The sequence below is a fragment of the ANME-2 cluster archaeon genome, from assembly GCA_014237145.1.
In the GTDB taxonomy this organism is placed as follows: Archaea; Halobacteriota; Methanosarcinia; order Methanosarcinales; family Methanocomedenaceae; genus Methanocomedens_A.
In genome coordinates, this window is the sequence record JAAXOC010000037.1 from 1 (window position 1) to 15,777 (window position 15,777).

Consider the following 15,777-nt stretch of genomic DNA (forward strand, 5'->3'; position numbering starts at 1 on the left):
CTGTTTCATCAGTACTATGAACTGATCCGACTCCCAAGGCGTCATCTGCAATGTCTTACCGTTCATAGGCTTGAAATCGCATACTTCCCGATGAAGAACGCCATGGGCCCCCCGAGTTACCATAGTCTCCATTTGATAACATGCTGCGGTCTTAGACCCCGCTGGACTCACATCACCTTGCCATATCCTTACGCTCTCGGCTATATTCCAAGACTGGAGTTTCGGACTAATGGTGGTGCAGATGCTGCCTTCCGTTACACAGAGAACGTCGGCTTCCAGAATCATCAGAATTTCGGGGCTTATAACCTTCACTTCCGTTGCGGCCTATTATCCCATCCCCCCAGCTTCACATCAGCCTGTTACCAGCCTGGGTGCGGGGTTCAGTTCTGAGGTGGTGGCTAGCCTTTCCCCAGGTTGGATTTGCACCAACTGGCGAGTATGAATTTATCTCGGCACGCCTGCGCACTCTGTGGTTTAAAACCGTTCCAGGAAATAATAAAAAGTCTCCAGAGTTAAGGTTACAATGTCTTTGCGAACTTTGCACTCTTTGCGGTGAAACACTTAACAGCAACCTTCAATCTGTGTGTATCTGCGTCATTTCATGGTTACCGTTTCTGTATATTAAAGAAATGACATTAGTATCTACAAGTAAGCAGGTCACTGCCGATATTTTGGCTATTATTGTCTGAAAATAATTATTTTCTAAAACTAGTTAAACTCAATGCTGTAATTGTTTGGGCTTAACATTGTTATTGCTTCTTTTTTCAAACCCTATCATTGTGTATCGTATATAGAGTCTGTAAAGAGCTCCGAATAATTTTCTTCCCATAAGCAACACTCCTGTTATTCTTATTTGATTTTACTTTAATAAAACCATTAAATTAATTATATACACAATATTATTTATACTTGTCGTTAAATAGTCGAGTTTATAGATATACATCGCTGAGTTTTTACAATAAATATGGCATTGAAAATAATTAATGAAATACTATATAAAAAAGAATAGTTTAATATATATTAATAGTTAATTTATATGTGATTAGAATGAGTTCGCTTGAAAAATTATTCGGAAAAACCGCACAACTTCAGGTTCTTGAGAATATTCTTGATAATCGCGGCAATACCACTTTTTTATTTGGGATTGCAGAAGAGACAGGTCTGTCCCATTCGAGTGTATCCAGGGTTATGGAACCACTGATAAAACTGGGAATTGTTAAAGAGCAAAAAGTAGGAAAGGTGTTCAGGACTTTTATGCTAAACGAAGAAAATGAACTCACTAAGAAATTATTGAAATTCTACAAGGAAATTAACAACTTTCTGGACGTATAGGAAAGCATATATTTTCCTGCAGGCTTAGAAAATGCGAACGAAGTGAACATTTTCTTAGATAGCTATCAATGTAACAACATAACCTCAACAGTATCCAAAATGGAGGATAGGGCGTGATGTATTTCAGACATTGGTGGGATAGGGGATAGTAAATAAATATTTGCTGTGATCTTTAAACATCTTACGCCCTCGATGATGTTTATCTTTTGATGGGAATGTTGCCACCAGATCAATAGTTTGGTCTATATCTGGCCTGCGGGAAACTTTATAGAACTCTGACTGATGTGGCCCCACAGCAGGAGTCTCAGAGGAAGTCCAGCCGCAACTGCATATACCCACATCTTCCCATTTTGAAGTAATGATATGCTGGGTTATCTGCCTGTTACAAATTGGACAGAATTTACCACTATCATTTGCTTTTGCCATAACTTTATCAGCCAACTTGTTTGCTTCGATCATTCAAATCATTTCCACAAGTTTTCAAACCTGACGATTTATAGTCAAATAACTATTAAACGTATTGGTATTTAAACTTGTCGTTCGATTGAAAAATTTTAAACAGAATATATAACCGTTATTTTAAAAAATTTAAAATAAATACACTCCCCTCACCCGGTGTACTTTCTACCCTGATCGTCCCACCATGCCCGTCCATTATACCCTTTGTGATGGCCAGCCCAAGTCCCGAACCACCATAGGGTCGGGCAGAAGTATTATCGATCTGGTAAAATTTGTTAAATATCTTATTTATCTTGTCGGGCGGGATACCTATCCCGTCGTCTTTCACACATACTTTTATATATTTCTCAGATTCATTAGCCTTTATTTCCACATTCCCACCATTGGGCGTGAATTTCAATGCATTACTTAAAAGATTGATAAACACCTGTATCAATTTATCTTTGTCAGCATTGATCTTTAACAGGTCAGGGGGGATGTCTGTAGTAATGTTTATTTTCTTTTCTTCTGATTGCTTTTTCATTGTTTCAATAGCATAATTGATTATTTCACCAATATCCAGTATTTCCTTCCTGTATCTCATATTGCCTGATTCGATCCTGGAAATATCCAGCATGTCGTTTACCATTCTTGTCTGGCGGTCGATATTCCTTACAATTAATTCGAGCATTTCGTTTCTGACATTCACGTCCGGGTCATTTTGCAACAGGAATTCAGCTGAAGTTTTCATAGGGGTCAACGGAGTCTTTAATTCATGTGAGACCATTGACACGAAATCCGATTTCAGCTTGTCCAGTTCCATCAGTTTTTTATTCGCCCGCTTCAGGAGTTCATTGGATTTAGTGATCTCGCCGGTCTTGCTGGCCACCTCAAGTTCCAGTGATTTATTCCATCTTGTCAGTAACAGGATAATTGAAAAACTGCCCAGTAAAAGGAAAATACCTGATACACCTATGAACACACCCTGTTTTACATAAACAGAATTTATCAGTGTGTCAACTTCTGATGCCGGTGACGTCACTGCAACAGACCATAGCTGGTTACGCCAATGGATAGGAGAATAAGCTATTAATCTCTTTTCAGAACCATTCATCTCAAAATAATAACCAGTGCCTTCAGAACCATTCATCTGGTAATAAAGTATCTGGTGCAGACCAGGGCTTTCATTGCCCAGTTTATCCAGATAATTCCGTCCCCAGCGGTATCTATTGGAACTGTCATACAATATTGTCCCTCGCTTATCAATCATATAAATCTCACGCGGGGATTCACAATTTGTCAGGAATCGATCTGAAATATCCGATATCCTTATGATCACAAGTACTATGCCTTTGAAATCGTCACCCTCATAAATAGGTGTCCAGATAAAAACCCCCATTCCCCCCTCCAATAAGAACGTGGGGTTTGAAATGTATGTTTCTTTATTGTCCCTGGTTTGTTCAAAAGCCCATTCCTGGTTATTTTCATAAAGGTCATAACCAAGCGGACTGTTTTCTTCCGGATATCCAAGGGTCACTATACCGCTTTCGTTTACGAACTCGATAACATGTATATCGGTTGTTTCATTATAGACATTAATAAAAGAAGTTACCACTTCATCAGGTGGTTTATCCGATATTTCATTTGCCAGTATCTCGATGATTGTGGTCTTCTGGTTTAAAAATTCCTCTATTCCATCCGTGGACTGCCTTGCAAGTAATAGCTGTTGTTCATTGAACTGTTCCTGTACTATATTCTGTACCTCTTCATTACTCCTTGATCCAAGAAATATAATTAGGGCAATGGCAAAAACACAAATAACCAGGATTGTCAGCAGATTATACTTATTATCCTTGAATATTAGTTTCGATACCATTTGAATGAAATAAATATATCTGGGTTGTTGACCTGATCAAACGCCGGTCCTTCGAAGTATCATCTTTATCCTGGCCTTTAACTCGCCCAGGTCGAAGGGTTTGGTAACATAATCATCAGCACCGGTCTCAATCCCTTCTATCTTATCATCGATCTCGCCTTTGGCTGTTAACATTATTATCGGGATGTGGCCAGTTAATGTATCATCCTTTAACACTTTGCATACCGCAAACCCGTCCATGCCCGGCATCATCAGGTCCAGCAGTATCAAATCCGGATGAGCTGACCTTGTCTTTTCAATAGCTTCCATGCCGCTGGATGCTTCAACCACCAAGTAATCTTCGGCTTCCAGTGCCATTTTAAGAGGTATCAGGGCATCAAGTTCATCGTCCACTATCAGGATCTTTTGCCTTATATCCGACAGCATCTCGAGTTTTTCTTTTACTTCTTCTTCGCTGATCTGAAGTAATTCAGCAATACGGGAATAAGGCATTTCAGGGTCTTTTTCAATAATCTTAACTATTTCTTTTTCTATGTCGTCCGGATTCATACAACCACCAAATTAACAGACAAACTATTTAATATATCAAATGAAGTCATTGTACTTAAGATTTTTCGAATAATTCACACACCTTTCTATTAATTATCCCATTTCAGAAAAATGTAGCAAGCCTTATTACTGATTAACTAATATAATATATTGATAAAAATGACTGCGCTTGAAAAAATATTCGGACGGACTGCACAGATGACAGTCCTTGAAAATCTTATCAAACACCAGAATGAATCCACTTACCTTTCAGGAATCGCAGAAGAGACCGGACTGTCCCATTCAAGTGTGGGAAGAGTGATCGACCCATTGTTAAAAGCCGACGTTGTTATTGAAAAACGCCTTGGTAAACAAATCCGTACATTCAAATTGAACATGGATAATAAAACCACAAAACTGATACTGGATTTTCATACAAAACTCAATAAAGAATTTGAATAACTTGTGGCTCATTTAACATAATTGTCTAAGCCTGGAACCATCCGAAAGGACTCTCAAAAATATATCTTACCAAGGATCTGGACCCGTCATCAGTCTCCTCTGTACTGCCGAACAGAATCCTTGACAATGAAGGCTTATTCTTATAGGTCACAGTCGGTTCACAATCGATACCACCCAGTTTTGCCGCCACATCAATAGCATCATACAGGTTTCCAGTCTCATCCACCAGCCCCAGTTCCACAGCCCTGCTTCCCGTATATATCCTGCCATCGGCCATGTCTTTCACTTCAGACCTGCTCAAGCCCCTTCCGCTGGCAATCTCATCAATGAATCGACCGTAAGCCTCCAGGACCACCTCCTCTGAATATTGCTTTTCATCATTGGTCAATCCCCTCCAGTTAGCACCCATATCCTTGAAATCTCCGCTCTTTGCTACGTAAAATTCCATTCCCTCCTCATCAAAATACTCAGAACTGTTCTCGAACACCCAGATAACTCCAATACTGCCTGTCATTGTATCCGGGTTGGCTATAATGTGGTCTGCTGGTGCTGAGATATAATAAGCTGCACTGGCTGCCACATCACCCATTGATACTACAACAGGCTTATGTTCCTGTGCTTTTTTTATCTCTGTCACAATCTCCTGGGCCGCAGCAGGTGTACCACCCGGGCTATTGATACGCAGCACTATGGCCTTCACATTTTTATCATCGGCAGCATCCTGGATACTCTTGCTGATCTCTTCTGATGTGGCATACCCTAATCCCCCTGGTAAATTGCCTGTTATCATTATACCCTGGACATATATCACAGCAACCTTATTGGAATCCCCTGGCAAGGTATCGAAATCTCCAAAAATGACGAAAAAGCTCCCGCCAATTATTGTCAATAGTCCAAAAATCACCAGCAGGTAGATCAAAACGCGTCCTGCTCTTGAACTTTTTTTCCGGGGTTTTGAAATGATAGCCTGTGTAGGACTTGCCGGTCCGGTATCAATTTGGCTGGTGAGGTCAGTACCCCCCACCTGTCCCTCATCGACTGGCATGCCTTTCTGGTCCGTGTTTTCATCTTGTGGAAACATATTATTTCTGAAGGATATATTCTCCCGGGATATTATAAAATAATAGGTATGACCGGGTAGCGTCAATGATTTAAACGCTGGGATAAGACCACTGGAGTAAAACCATTGGGATAAAACCACTGTGGTCTTCCGGGTTCCACAGCAGATAAACCAACTTATTTCATGTTTTAGATCTTATAGTCCACTATAGCATGTTCCATATAAGTAGCATGTCCTATCTCGATCAACTTACTTGTAACAGCAAGCGGATCCCCATCCATGGTTATATCACCGTTGTCGATCAATATGGCCCTGTGTGCAACTTCATTCACGAAATCCATGTGATGACTGATCAATATTATGGTTGTCCCGAACTTTTCACTGACAACTTTCATGGAATTGGCTACTTCCCGCAAGGTAATAGGGTCCAGGTCGCCAAAAGGTTCATCCAGTAGCAGATAATCAGGATTTGTGATCATGGCCAGTGCCAGTGCCGCTCGTACATTCTCTCCACCGCTCAACTGGTATGGCTTGGAATCCAGGACTGATATGGGAAGTTTCATTGCTTCAAATATTGGCCCGGCATACTTCATGACCTCATCTAAAGGACTTCTCGGGAAGAGCAAGCTGATAATATCCAGTGAATACCCCATCCTTTCCAGTTCTTCCTGCGCACTTTCCCCTCCGACATCTGTTAACCTGTATATTGCATCCAGATGTTCATCAGGAATACTCAATTCTTTTGCTTTTTCCTTTGCATATTCCAATACATGCATACCCTTAACACCCAGCTTATAGGCCAGCTGGTGTTTAATAGGTGTATTCGGGTATAGGGCGAATTCCTGGTACATAATGCTGGTCCGCCTGCGCAGTTCCATTCTATCAGCAGAGTAAATAGTGGTATCCACCCATTTACCATTAAGCAGGAAATTTATCTCTCCCTCGTCAGGATAAATAAGCCCGTCCATTGCATGTAACAGTGTGGTCTTACCTGCACCACTTGGTCCGATAAGTGCTGTGATCTCGCCTTTTTTGAATTCCACGTTCAGATCCTCTATATCCAGTACTTCTCCCTGTCGTACCAGGAAATAACGCTGGCAAAGGTCCTCGACCCTTATTACGGTCTTGTCTTCTTTCAATTCAGGCAGTGGCACTTCAGGTTTCATATCCTTCAGGAAATCTTCAATAAGGTCATCCGGGTTCCCCTCTGCTACGATCTTGCCTTCTTCCAGCCATATCACCCTGTCTGCAAGATAACTGTGTATCTCAGGTAAATGGGAGACGATTATGGTAATGATCCCTGTGTTCTCCTGGACTCTCTTGATCGTATCAAGGACCTCCTGTTTAGTTGCAGGACAGGTCATGGTAGCGGGTTCATCCAGCAGTAACAACTTAGGATTGGCTGCGATCTGGCGTGCGATCAATAACCTCTGTTTTTCGCCTCCGCTAAGAACAGGTGTGTAATGTTCAGCTTTATGGTCAAGACCCACGAGTTTGAGGAATTCCATGCTCTCAGCATACAGATCATCATAATCGGGATGTTCCCTTGATGGCAGTGCTTCCTGACCCACACGTAATGAATACAGGCGACGGATAATGTTCTCTATGGCAGATCCGGGCCAGAGACCGAAATTCCTCTGTAAATGGATAGCAGTCATTCCCTTCATCGCCATCATATCTTCATACGGGGAATCAGGGGTAAGGGTAAGGTTATCCAGTTGTATTTCACCCTTGTTAAAGTGCTCTATACCTCTTAACACCATCATCAAGGTTGTCTTACCGCTACCGCTTCTGCCCATTATCCCGACAATCTCGCCATCGTTCACTTCAAAATTAATACCATCAAGTGCCCTAACTGTGGCATCTTCCAACTCGTAGTCTTTTACAAGATTTTTAACTTTAAGCATCACAGACATCCTCCAAAGGTTTTCATTAAGCCGCTTTTTATCTGAACTTCATTAAACAGGTAATAATCATTATTAATGAGAGTTATTCTTCATGTTGTGGTTCCATATATTCATTACGGTAATTGCTTATCAAAATGTTTGTTTTGACCTATACACAAATTTTATGTCAGGGAAACACTAACTATAAAACCATATTGTGATAAACATGAAAGGATGATAATTATGAAAAAACCAGTTTTCCTGATCTGTGTACTTCTTGTATCGGCAGTCATTATCTTCTCAGGGTGTGTATCTGAATACGAGGTAACTGAGCCTCCCAAAACCACACCTCAACCGGAAGGGACCAGTACTACTACTGTTACCCCTACCCCTACACAAACGGTAGACCCAATCCAGCTTCTCAGCGGTCCCACAGATGAATGGACCAACAGGGTAAGGATCAAGGATGTATCTATTTCAGATGATGGTAACTATGTGGGGGGGGTGTCCACCCAGAAGGCCATAATAAAAACGCCCACTAGGGACCTGCTGACAAATTTTAACTGGCCCAATGCCCAGTTCATCTCCGTATCGAGTTCAGGGGAATATATAGGCATAGCTGATGATGATTTTGTTAAATTATATGATAACACCGGAGGAGAACTGCATTCCTATAATACCGGTGGCACTATTAATCAGATATGTGTCCTGGATAATGGCAATTTGATTCAGGGCGGTGAAAAGTCACCGCAGTTATCTGCCGTGGGTGTCAAGGGTAATGAAGTATGGAACTGGGAACCTGGCATATCCACTGCAAAGGTCCTGGTATTTGATTATTCGGCAGACGGCCGGAACATGCTGGTAGGCACCCAGGATGACAGGGTATACTACCTTAACAGTGAGGGGAAGTACACCTGGTTCAAGGACGTGTTCGGTGAAGTTGAAGATGTAAAGATATCAGATGACGGTGAAAAGCTGTATGTCCTGACAGATGATAACAAGATACATTCCTTTGACAAATATGCAAATAAGAACTGGGAAAAGGAAATTGAGATTAACACTGTTGAGATCGAGATCAGCCCAGACGGGAATTATATCCTGACAAAACCCTACAATGCAGCCGATAGTTTTTCGTTTAAGAATCAGGTATATCTGCTTGACCAGAACGGCAATGTGAAATGGATGAAACAGATGGAATCGGATGTAGGGGTTATCGGTATATCAGATGACTCGAAATATGTGGTTATCAGTGAGGGCAGGGACCTGAGAATGTATAACCTGAATGGTGATGAACAGGCAACATACCATCTTGAAAGTCAGTACGGGATGTTTTTCGTATGCCTCGACATGACCCCTGATGCCAGTAAAATGGCCCTTGGCACTACAAACTCACTGTTAGTATTCGGGTAATCTCGGATACTACTCTTTTTCTTTTATCAGCACTGCCCTGGCAGGCCCCCCGTCACCGTTAGCGATCTTTAGCGGCAGGCATACCAAAAAATAATCCCCTGCTTCCACATCTGTCATTTCAAGGCCTTCGATCACCACGATACCCGCATCCAGCAGGGTGTGATGAACCTCATATTCTTCATCCAAAGCGCCTATGGAAATAGCATCGGTACCAATAGTCTTGATCCCGATATCTACGAGGTACCTGGCACATGCCGCCGTAAGATATGCCCCACCGGAGGTGCCCGGATCACCTGAACTACCTGAGTCTGCTGAACCATCCAAACCACCTGGGCCATCTGAACCACTTGAGTCACCTGAACCGCCTTTCAATAAGATAATTTCTCCTGCTTCAAACGGACCGATATCACCCGCTTCTATGGGCCTGTTAATTGAAGATAAGTCCAGTACCCTTGCATTACCTACAAGCGTGTTCATAGGCAGACTGTCAATTCCGGCCCCGTCGCGTATGAGGTGCAGGGGCGGGTCCACATGGGTGCCGGTATGGGTTCCAAGAGTGATACGTGAAATGTTGTAGGAGTCACCCTCATCAAGCCCTGATACCTTTGTTATCTGTGGCCCGGTATCTCCGGGGTACATCTCCATATCCACTTTGATGGTCCTGGAGATGTCGATCATCTTCATACTATCAGCTCAAAACCTACTGTGGGCTGCTGCAGTCCGAAATTTGTAAGTACATCTGGATGTATCTCACCAAGTGTACCAATCTCATTTCCATCAACCATGAGCGCTGCACGCCTGCCTTTTAAAAATGCAGGATCGTCGGTCCCGGTAATTGTGTATTCTAATCCTCTCTCACGCATAACAGCATCGACCACACCCCTTACTTCAGTAAAATTAGATGCGGGATGGATACTTACTGCTGCCAGATGTTGTGTGGTAATACCATTCACTACCACATCCCCAACCTCAAAGATACGTTGTGGCAGTTCACGGTGCTGGTTCAATGACAGTATTTCCATCAGGTTCGGAAGGATGGTGGTCCTGACCATGGTCTGGTCCTCACTGATAGGATGCTTGAGAGGGGTGGCCTTTTGGTTTGGACTGCGCAACATGTTATCGTAATGTACCTTTTCGCTTGTAAGGGTGAAAGGCATTACCTGGTTATATCCTAACCCAGGCATTATCTGTAGTATTTCATTGCGTCTTATGGATATAGGGTGCTGCCTCCCCACTGTTACGGTCTTTGGGATAACAAGAGGTATGTTATCATAACCATATCCGATTGAAATATCCTCCAGGATATCCCAGGTGTGCAGGATATCTGCCCTGTATGCAGGCGAACTTACGTCTATGGATCCTTCTTCTTTTATAGATGCCCCGAACCTCATGCGCTGAAGTTGCTCTACGATCTGTCTGGGTGTTAGGTCAATACCTATTAGTGACTTTACTTCATCTGCTCCAAGATTCCAGTGTTCAGGTGTCAGGTCAGGCGTGATAATCTTATTTTTGATGCCATTCTCAATATTATCCCCAATTTTGTTCTCTATGCCGTCTTTAATACTATTGTCAATACTATTCTCAATAGTCACCGTTCCGATGTTTCCGCCCCGCTCGGCCAGGGAAGTTACTACGATATTAAGTGCTGTGTATACTTTCCGGTCCAGACCGGTCACATCAATGAACAGGTCGCGAGTTCCATGGCTTACCCTGGTAAGCTGTCCGTTGATAATAGGCGGAAATGAAAGTACCTGGTCTTTGGCATCAAGTATCAGGGGGTATTTATTAAACCCTTCCATGAGATGTGCGTATTTCACTCCCTTTGGATGGCTTTTTAGTATCTCCTGCATGGTCATGGGTTCTTCAAAATCCAGGGGTACAAAACTAAAATCCGGATCTGCCGCCACATACCTGAATGGTGGTTCAATATCACTTATATCGTGTATGCCGATTGACACTTTTTTACGGTCCCTGCCCAGGCCCCAGTGCAGGTCCTCCTGAAGTGCCATTAAGCTCTCAATGCTGTAATCATTGAACTCAAGTCCCTTCACCACTGCACATCCCAGGTAAGGCCGGATATTTTTGATCCCGTCATCCAGAGTGATCCTTATACCAGAATCCTTTACATTATATTCAGGCAGACCTGTATGTATATCAAGAAAACCCCTCATTGCCCTGGCAACACCTTCGGGACTGTAAAGGTCAGGTCTGTCAGGGAAGAATTCAATATCTATATGGTCATCTTCGATACGTTCAATATCTGCACCGATCATGGGAACCCGGTCGATAAAAGTGCCTTTGTCTGTCCCGATAAGTGTTTCAATATCTTCGTAGTACAACGTGATTACTGGCATTGTGATGATTCCTGTTACAATTATGCTGCTGAAATATATTACTTAGGTATATGTATATCATGTGTATCAAATAAATATAAAATAACTGGATTCCGGAACAATGCTGGAATGGTTCCGGCTAAAGAACTTATTTTATACACCCATTTTATACATCTAATTTATACAGTTATTTCAAATTCAGTTCGCTCTTTAGTTCACCAAGGGAAGCAATGCGCTCTGCAAAAGCATTATGGGTGTGGATACTTTCTTCGTTGATCTGTTTAATGGTTATTATAGCCTCATCCGGCAGGTCAGTGAACTCATCTACGATCTTTTTAGCCATTGTCCTGACACAGTCCTCTACGAACTTTGGGTTCTTATGGGCTGTTTCCACAAGCATTGCCTCATCATTGCGTTTGAGTAATTCGTATATATTGGAACTCATTGATTCTTCGATTATACGGATGATCTTATCAATAGAGACCTTGTGACCGCTGGAAACCTCAATAGATATTATGCCCCTCCCTCTCTGGTTATGCGTTGCCATTGGGATATTGTTAAAGAATTCATGGATTGTGTTGTTGTCCACGTTCAATCTCTTCAATTCTTTTTCTGCCTTTTCCCGTATAATTTCCTGGGCACAGGGACAGGCCGTTATACCAATAACCTCGGCACCAACCATCTTTTTGACAGATACTTTGTTGTCATTCTTACGTAATGCCGTGGCCTCTGCAAAAATATCCACAACTTGCTGGCACTTCACTTTATTGATAGGCGTAGTACGCTTGATTATGTACTCGCTCTGCATTATTACCTCTGCCCTGGTGGCGTATTCATGCCTGTCAAGTAGTCTCCTGGTAACTTCTCCGCAGAGTTCTTCAATTTCGCATACCGGTGAAGTAAGCGCTTCCTCAACTACTTCATCAATGGCTTCGAAATTCCGTGACAGGTTTGCACCTTTACGATCTGAAGGAAGGTCTACGAATATATCAAATTTTGATATCAATATTATAGGCCGCTTCTCTGCCCTGGAAACCTCAACCAATTTCTTAACGTCAGTTACTCCAACTCTTGATAGTGTTATTGGAATATCTGGTCTGTTTGCCTGTACATCAGGTAAATGTATTACTGGTAAATCCATCTGGCTATCTCCAACTATTTACAGAAATGAGTTGAATTGCTTTTCAGGTTTACAACTACATTTCTATGAGATAATATTAACGATTCAATTCTGTCAGATAATATTAACGATTATCTATTGTTGCAAGTTTTAATGTGTGGATATAAATCATTTATTTGATCATTGTAAAAATTCAGTAAAATAACGATACATCTGGTGAAAAATGATTGCCACAGAGGACAAAAAGACCACAGAGACCACAGAGTGTTTTCTCTCTGTGTCCTCGTTTACTCTGTGGCTGAGATTGAACAGATTCAAGTCTCCAACCGTCTACCTGCTCCCTTGCAAGATTCCCGAAATAAACATTTCATAAAAATCGACAGCTATCGCTAAGAAAGAATTTGTTTGGTTAACTCCCGTTTTTATTACCCTGACTTATTGAACTTTATATTCCTTATCAATTACCCAATATACAATTCTAAATAGCTTAGCTGCTAAAGCATTCAATGCTGATTTGTGGTGTTTCCCATTCTCAATTTTCCCATAATAATAAGTCCCTAAGTTCTCATCATTCTGTCTTGCCACATTTGCTGCCATAAACAAAGCACTCCGAAGTTGAGTTCATCCCCTCTTCGGAATCGGTCCGGTACTATTCTTGAAATTCCCTGATTGGTGAGTAAACAAATCAAGACCTGCAAAAGCAACCAACTTTTCATATTCGCATCAGCAAAAAAAGGCATCCGTGAGGATGCCTTATGGTGCCGCTTCATTTCCTACAAGATATTTTGCCAGATAGAGTGCATCTGCAGAAGTTATCCTTCCATCACCTTCGGCAGGGGACATATCACCTACAAGCAATGAGGGCATGGGTTCTTTACCTACCAGATACTTTGCTATGTATAGTGAATCTGCAGAATTTAACTCTCCATCCCGAACAACATCGCCTCGCAAGAGTACAGTCAGTCCGATAACCGAAGTGTTTGTATTGTCTGCCCCGTCTGTTGCAGTAACAACCAGTTCATGAGTCAGGTTAATACCATCGGTAGCAGTTGTCGCTACTGTCCAGACATCTGTGCCAGCTATTCTCTCCATGATCTGGTCATCTGAACCTCCGATCGGCGAGAGATCAATAGTGACGTTCACCACACCAGATTCGCTATCGAGTACAGTTGCATTCAATACAGTGACATTCGTGCCCGGTACTCTGGGTCTGCCGTTGTCATTCAGGATCACATCCAAAGTGGCAATTGCAGCTGTTATCACCGGCGGTTCTTTGTCAATTATACTGAATGTTCCATTGGCTACACTGTGTCCGATAATATCATAGCTGGTATAATCGATCAATTCTGAGGAACTGATGGCCAGTGTTGTTGAATCCGGGTATTCTCCTACGGCATGGAAGGTAACATGAGCAAAAACTACATCACCAGTGTGAGATTCAGACTCGTCCCATGCTGTTATACCCACTGAACCTGCTGTGTTATCTATATTCGAAGCCTGCACAATAAGAGCATTTCCATCTCCGGCGGTTACATCAATTACATGAACCACTGATGTGTTATATGTAACAATAATATCACCTGAACCCAGATTACTTATGTTGTTAACCATGACCAGTGCTGTTGTGGACTCGCCCGGAGCTGCCTCAATATTGTCAATTATTATAGTAGGTTGGATCTTCTCATAACTATCATAATCGAATAATTGTGCGGAAGTAACTTCAAACGGATTTGAATCACTTCCCATATATGCAATATTACAAATAACCACAGTACCGCTATGAGCTGTACTTGCATCCAATGCTGTTACATTCACAGAGCCTTTTATGTTATCTATATTCGAAGTCTGTACTATAAGCGCATTCCCATCTCCTGATGTTACCCCTGTAACCTCGACTCCAGATGTAGTAAATTCGATATTGACTTCTCATGAACCTAGATTATCCACATCCTTAACCATCAATGATACGATCTTAGATCCATCCTCCAGAGTCTTAACTTCTCCAAAATATAACTCAGGCTCTGCAGACACAGGCAGGGCTAACGTCATCAAAAGAAGAAGCGCACAAATTGATATTGTTAATGTTTTCATATTCGCATCAGCAAAAAAAAGGCATCCGTAAGGATGCCTTATGGTGCCGCCTCGTTTCCTACAAGATATTTTGCCAGATAGAGTGCATCTGCAGAAGTTATCTTTCCATCACCTTGGGCAGGGGACATATCACTTACAAGCAATGAGGGCATGGATTCTTTACCTACCAGATACTTTGCCAGATAGAGTGCATCTGCAGAATTTAGCTCTCCATCCCGGACAACATCGCCTCGCAAGAGTACAGTCAGTCCGATAACCGAAGTGTTTGTATTGTCTGCCCCGTCTGTTGCAGTAACAACCAGTTCATGACTCAGGTTAATACCATCGGTAGCAGTTGTCGCTACTGTCCAGATATCTGTGCCAGCTATTCTATCCATGACCTGGTCATCTGAACCTCCAATCGGTGAGAGATCAATAGTGACGTTCACCACACCAGATTCGCTATCGAGTACAGTTGCATTCAATACAGTGACATTCGTGCCCGGTGTTCTGGGTCTGCCGTTGTCATTCAGGATCACATCCAAAGTGGCAATTGCATCTGTTATCACCGGCGGTTCTTTGTCAATTATACTGAATGTTCCATTGGCTACACTGTGTCCGATAATACCATAGCTGGTATAATCGATCAATTCTGAGGAACTGATGACCAGTGGTGTTGAATCCGGGTATTCTCCTACGGCATGGAAGGTAACATGAGCAAAAACTACATCGCCATTATGCGATTCATTTGCATCCCATGCTGTTATCTCCAGTGAGCCATTTGAGTTATCGATGTCCCAGCTCTGTACAGCAAGAGCATTTCCATCTCCAGAGGTTACATTAGTTACATGAACTACTGATGTGTTGTATGTAACAGTGATACTACCTGAACCAAGGCCAGTCACATTTTTAACCATTACTGATGTAAATGCATAGCCGTTTGGCGCTGCTGTAACATCTTCAACCAGTACGACTGGAAGTGTGGGAACAGGTGGTGTTGCTGTATAGTTTGCTGTTTCGTCATAGACAATATTACCAGCTGCATCACTGGCTGAGATGTTCACAGTGTGGGTTCCGTTAATAGCTGTTATGGTTCCCGCCCAGGTATCATCTCCACCAGCGTTACTTAGAGACACACCATCAGCTGTGACAGCTGTTACTCCGACATTATCCGTAGCATTGACGGTGACTGTGATATTATCACCGGTTTTCGGATCAGTCGGGTACAGTGTAACTGAGTTGATCACTGGTGTTATATTATC

At 42.3% G+C, this 15,777-nt stretch carries 16 protein-coding genes; 3 read left to right on the top strand and 13 right to left on the bottom strand.

Translation table 11 applies throughout. The annotated features are described in order from the left end of the window. Positions 1 to 1,047: 1,047 nt before the first annotated feature. Positions 1,048 to 1,332, top strand: a complete 285-nt coding sequence (locus HF974_04935; protein MBC2697686.1) for a MarR family transcriptional regulator — start codon at positions 1,048 to 1,050, stop codon at positions 1,330 to 1,332. Between the two features lie 123 nt (positions 1,333 to 1,455). Here HF974_04935 and HF974_04940 read toward each other — a convergent pair whose 3' ends face one another. From HF974_04940 to HF974_04950, 3 genes are all read right to left on the bottom strand, one after another. Beyond that, a complete protein-coding gene (locus tag HF974_04940) occupies positions 1,456 to 1,791 on the bottom strand; it encodes a hypothetical protein (GenBank protein ID MBC2697687.1) in 336 nt (111 codons plus the stop codon). Positions 1,792 to 1,906: 115 nt separating this feature from the next. Further along, positions 1,907 to 3,646: a histidine kinase gene (locus HF974_04945; protein ID MBC2697688.1), complete on the bottom strand. Its 1,740-nt coding sequence runs from the start codon at positions 3,644 to 3,646 to the stop codon at positions 1,907 to 1,909. A 36-nt stretch (positions 3,647 to 3,682) separates the two neighbouring features. After that, positions 3,683 to 4,195, bottom strand: a complete 513-nt coding sequence (locus HF974_04950; GenBank protein MBC2697689.1) for a response regulator — start codon at positions 4,193 to 4,195, stop codon at positions 3,683 to 3,685. Between the two features lie 159 nt (positions 4,196 to 4,354). Between HF974_04950 and HF974_04955 the strand changes: the two genes are divergently transcribed. After that, on the top strand, positions 4,355 to 4,636 hold the full coding sequence (locus HF974_04955; protein ID MBC2697690.1) for a MarR family transcriptional regulator: 282 nt from the start codon (positions 4,355 to 4,357) through the stop codon (positions 4,634 to 4,636). Between the two features lie 25 nt (positions 4,637 to 4,661). Here HF974_04955 and sppA read toward each other — a convergent pair whose 3' ends face one another. Both sppA and HF974_04965 read right to left on the bottom strand, forming a co-directional pair. Beyond that, positions 4,662 to 5,717, bottom strand: coding sequence for a signal peptide peptidase SppA (gene sppA, locus HF974_04960; GenBank protein ID MBC2697691.1), 1,056 nt, complete (start codon positions 5,715 to 5,717; stop codon positions 4,662 to 4,664). Between the two features lie 167 nt (positions 5,718 to 5,884). Beyond that, positions 5,885 to 7,603 carry an ABC transporter ATP-binding protein gene (locus HF974_04965; protein ID MBC2697692.1) on the bottom strand — a complete coding sequence of 573 codons (1,719 nt, stop codon included), beginning with the start codon at positions 7,601 to 7,603 and terminating at the stop codon, positions 5,885 to 5,887. 222 nt (positions 7,604 to 7,825) lie between these two features. On the opposite strand from HF974_04965, the gene HF974_04970 reads away from it, so the two are divergent. Then, the gene (locus HF974_04970) at positions 7,826 to 8,992 is read left to right on the top strand and encodes a WD40 repeat domain-containing protein (GenBank protein ID MBC2697693.1); all 1,167 of its coding nucleotides are present in this window, start codon (positions 7,826 to 7,828) and stop codon (positions 8,990 to 8,992) included. 9 nt (positions 8,993 to 9,001) lie between these two features. Here HF974_04970 and HF974_04975 read toward each other — a convergent pair whose 3' ends face one another. The 8 genes from HF974_04975 to HF974_05010 all read right to left on the bottom strand — a co-directional run. Beyond that, positions 9,002 to 9,676 carry a cyclase family protein gene (locus tag HF974_04975; protein MBC2697694.1) on the bottom strand — a complete coding sequence of 225 codons (675 nt, stop codon included), beginning with the start codon at positions 9,674 to 9,676 and terminating at the stop codon, positions 9,002 to 9,004. After that, complete coding sequence (locus HF974_04980) at positions 9,673 to 11,346, bottom strand: phenylalanine--tRNA ligase subunit beta (protein ID MBC2697695.1); 1,674 nt, start codon at positions 11,344 to 11,346, stop codon at positions 9,673 to 9,675. Before HF974_04980 ends, HF974_04975 begins: the two co-directional genes overlap by 4 nt. Positions 11,347 to 11,512: 166 nt before the next feature. Then, positions 11,513 to 12,466 carry a GTP cyclohydrolase I FolE2 gene (locus tag HF974_04985; GenBank protein ID MBC2697696.1) on the bottom strand — a complete coding sequence of 318 codons (954 nt, stop codon included), beginning with the start codon at positions 12,464 to 12,466 and terminating at the stop codon, positions 11,513 to 11,515. A gap of 414 nt (positions 12,467 to 12,880) precedes the next feature. Further along, entirely contained in the window at positions 12,881 to 13,042 is a 162-nt protein-coding gene (locus tag HF974_04990) for a hypothetical protein (protein ID MBC2697697.1), read from the bottom strand. A gap of 24 nt (positions 13,043 to 13,066) precedes the next feature. Continuing rightward, a complete protein-coding gene (locus HF974_04995; protein ID MBC2697698.1) occupies positions 13,067 to 13,153 on the bottom strand; it encodes an IS110 family transposase in 87 nt (28 codons plus the stop codon). A 45-nt stretch (positions 13,154 to 13,198) separates the two neighbouring features. Continuing rightward, positions 13,199 to 14,245, bottom strand: coding sequence for a hypothetical protein (locus tag HF974_05000; GenBank protein MBC2697699.1), 1,047 nt, complete (start codon positions 14,243 to 14,245; stop codon positions 13,199 to 13,201). Between the two features lie 126 nt (positions 14,246 to 14,371). Further along, a complete protein-coding gene (locus HF974_05005; GenBank protein ID MBC2697700.1) occupies positions 14,372 to 14,536 on the bottom strand; it encodes a hypothetical protein in 165 nt (54 codons plus the stop codon). A gap of 38 nt (positions 14,537 to 14,574) precedes the next feature. Further along, the coding region (locus tag HF974_05010; protein ID MBC2697701.1) for a hypothetical protein at positions 14,575 to 15,777 on the bottom strand (1,203 nt) is incomplete at its 5' end.

Bases quoted from the DNA above. Each gene is read 5' to 3' on its own strand.
- HF974_04935 (MBC2697686.1), top strand. From the start codon at position 1,048: ATGAGTTCGCTTGAAAAATTATTCGGAAAAACCGCACAACTTCAGGTT.
- HF974_04940 (MBC2697687.1), bottom strand. From the start codon at position 1,791: ATGATCGAAGCAAACAAGTTGGCTGATAAAGTTATGGCAAAAGCAAAT.
- HF974_04945 (MBC2697688.1), bottom strand. From the start codon at position 3,646: ATGGTATCGAAACTAATATTCAAGGATAATAAGTATAATCTGCTGACA.
- HF974_04950 (MBC2697689.1), bottom strand. From the start codon at position 4,195: ATGAATCCGGACGACATAGAAAAAGAAATAGTTAAGATTATTGAAAAA.
- HF974_04955 (MBC2697690.1), top strand. From the start codon at position 4,355: ATGACTGCGCTTGAAAAAATATTCGGACGGACTGCACAGATGACAGTC.
- sppA (MBC2697691.1), bottom strand. From the start codon at position 5,717: ATGTTTCCACAAGATGAAAACACGGACCAGAAAGGCATGCCAGTCGAT.
- HF974_04965 (MBC2697692.1), bottom strand. From the start codon at position 7,603: ATGCTTAAAGTTAAAAATCTTGTAAAAGACTACGAGTTGGAAGATGCC.
- HF974_04970 (MBC2697693.1), top strand. From the start codon at position 7,826: ATGAAAAAACCAGTTTTCCTGATCTGTGTACTTCTTGTATCGGCAGTC.
- HF974_04975 (MBC2697694.1), bottom strand. From the start codon at position 9,676: ATGAAGATGATCGACATCTCCAGGACCATCAAAGTGGATATGGAGATG.
- HF974_04980 (MBC2697695.1), bottom strand. From the start codon at position 11,346: ATGCCAGTAATCACGTTGTACTACGAAGATATTGAAACACTTATCGGG.
- HF974_04985 (MBC2697696.1), bottom strand. From the start codon at position 12,466: ATGGATTTACCAGTAATACATTTACCTGATGTACAGGCAAACAGACCA.
- HF974_04990 (MBC2697697.1), bottom strand. From the start codon at position 13,042: ATGGCAGCAAATGTGGCAAGACAGAATGATGAGAACTTAGGGACTTAT.
- HF974_05005 (MBC2697700.1), bottom strand. From the start codon at position 14,536: ATGAAAACATTAACAATATCAATTTGTGCGCTTCTTCTTTTGATGACG.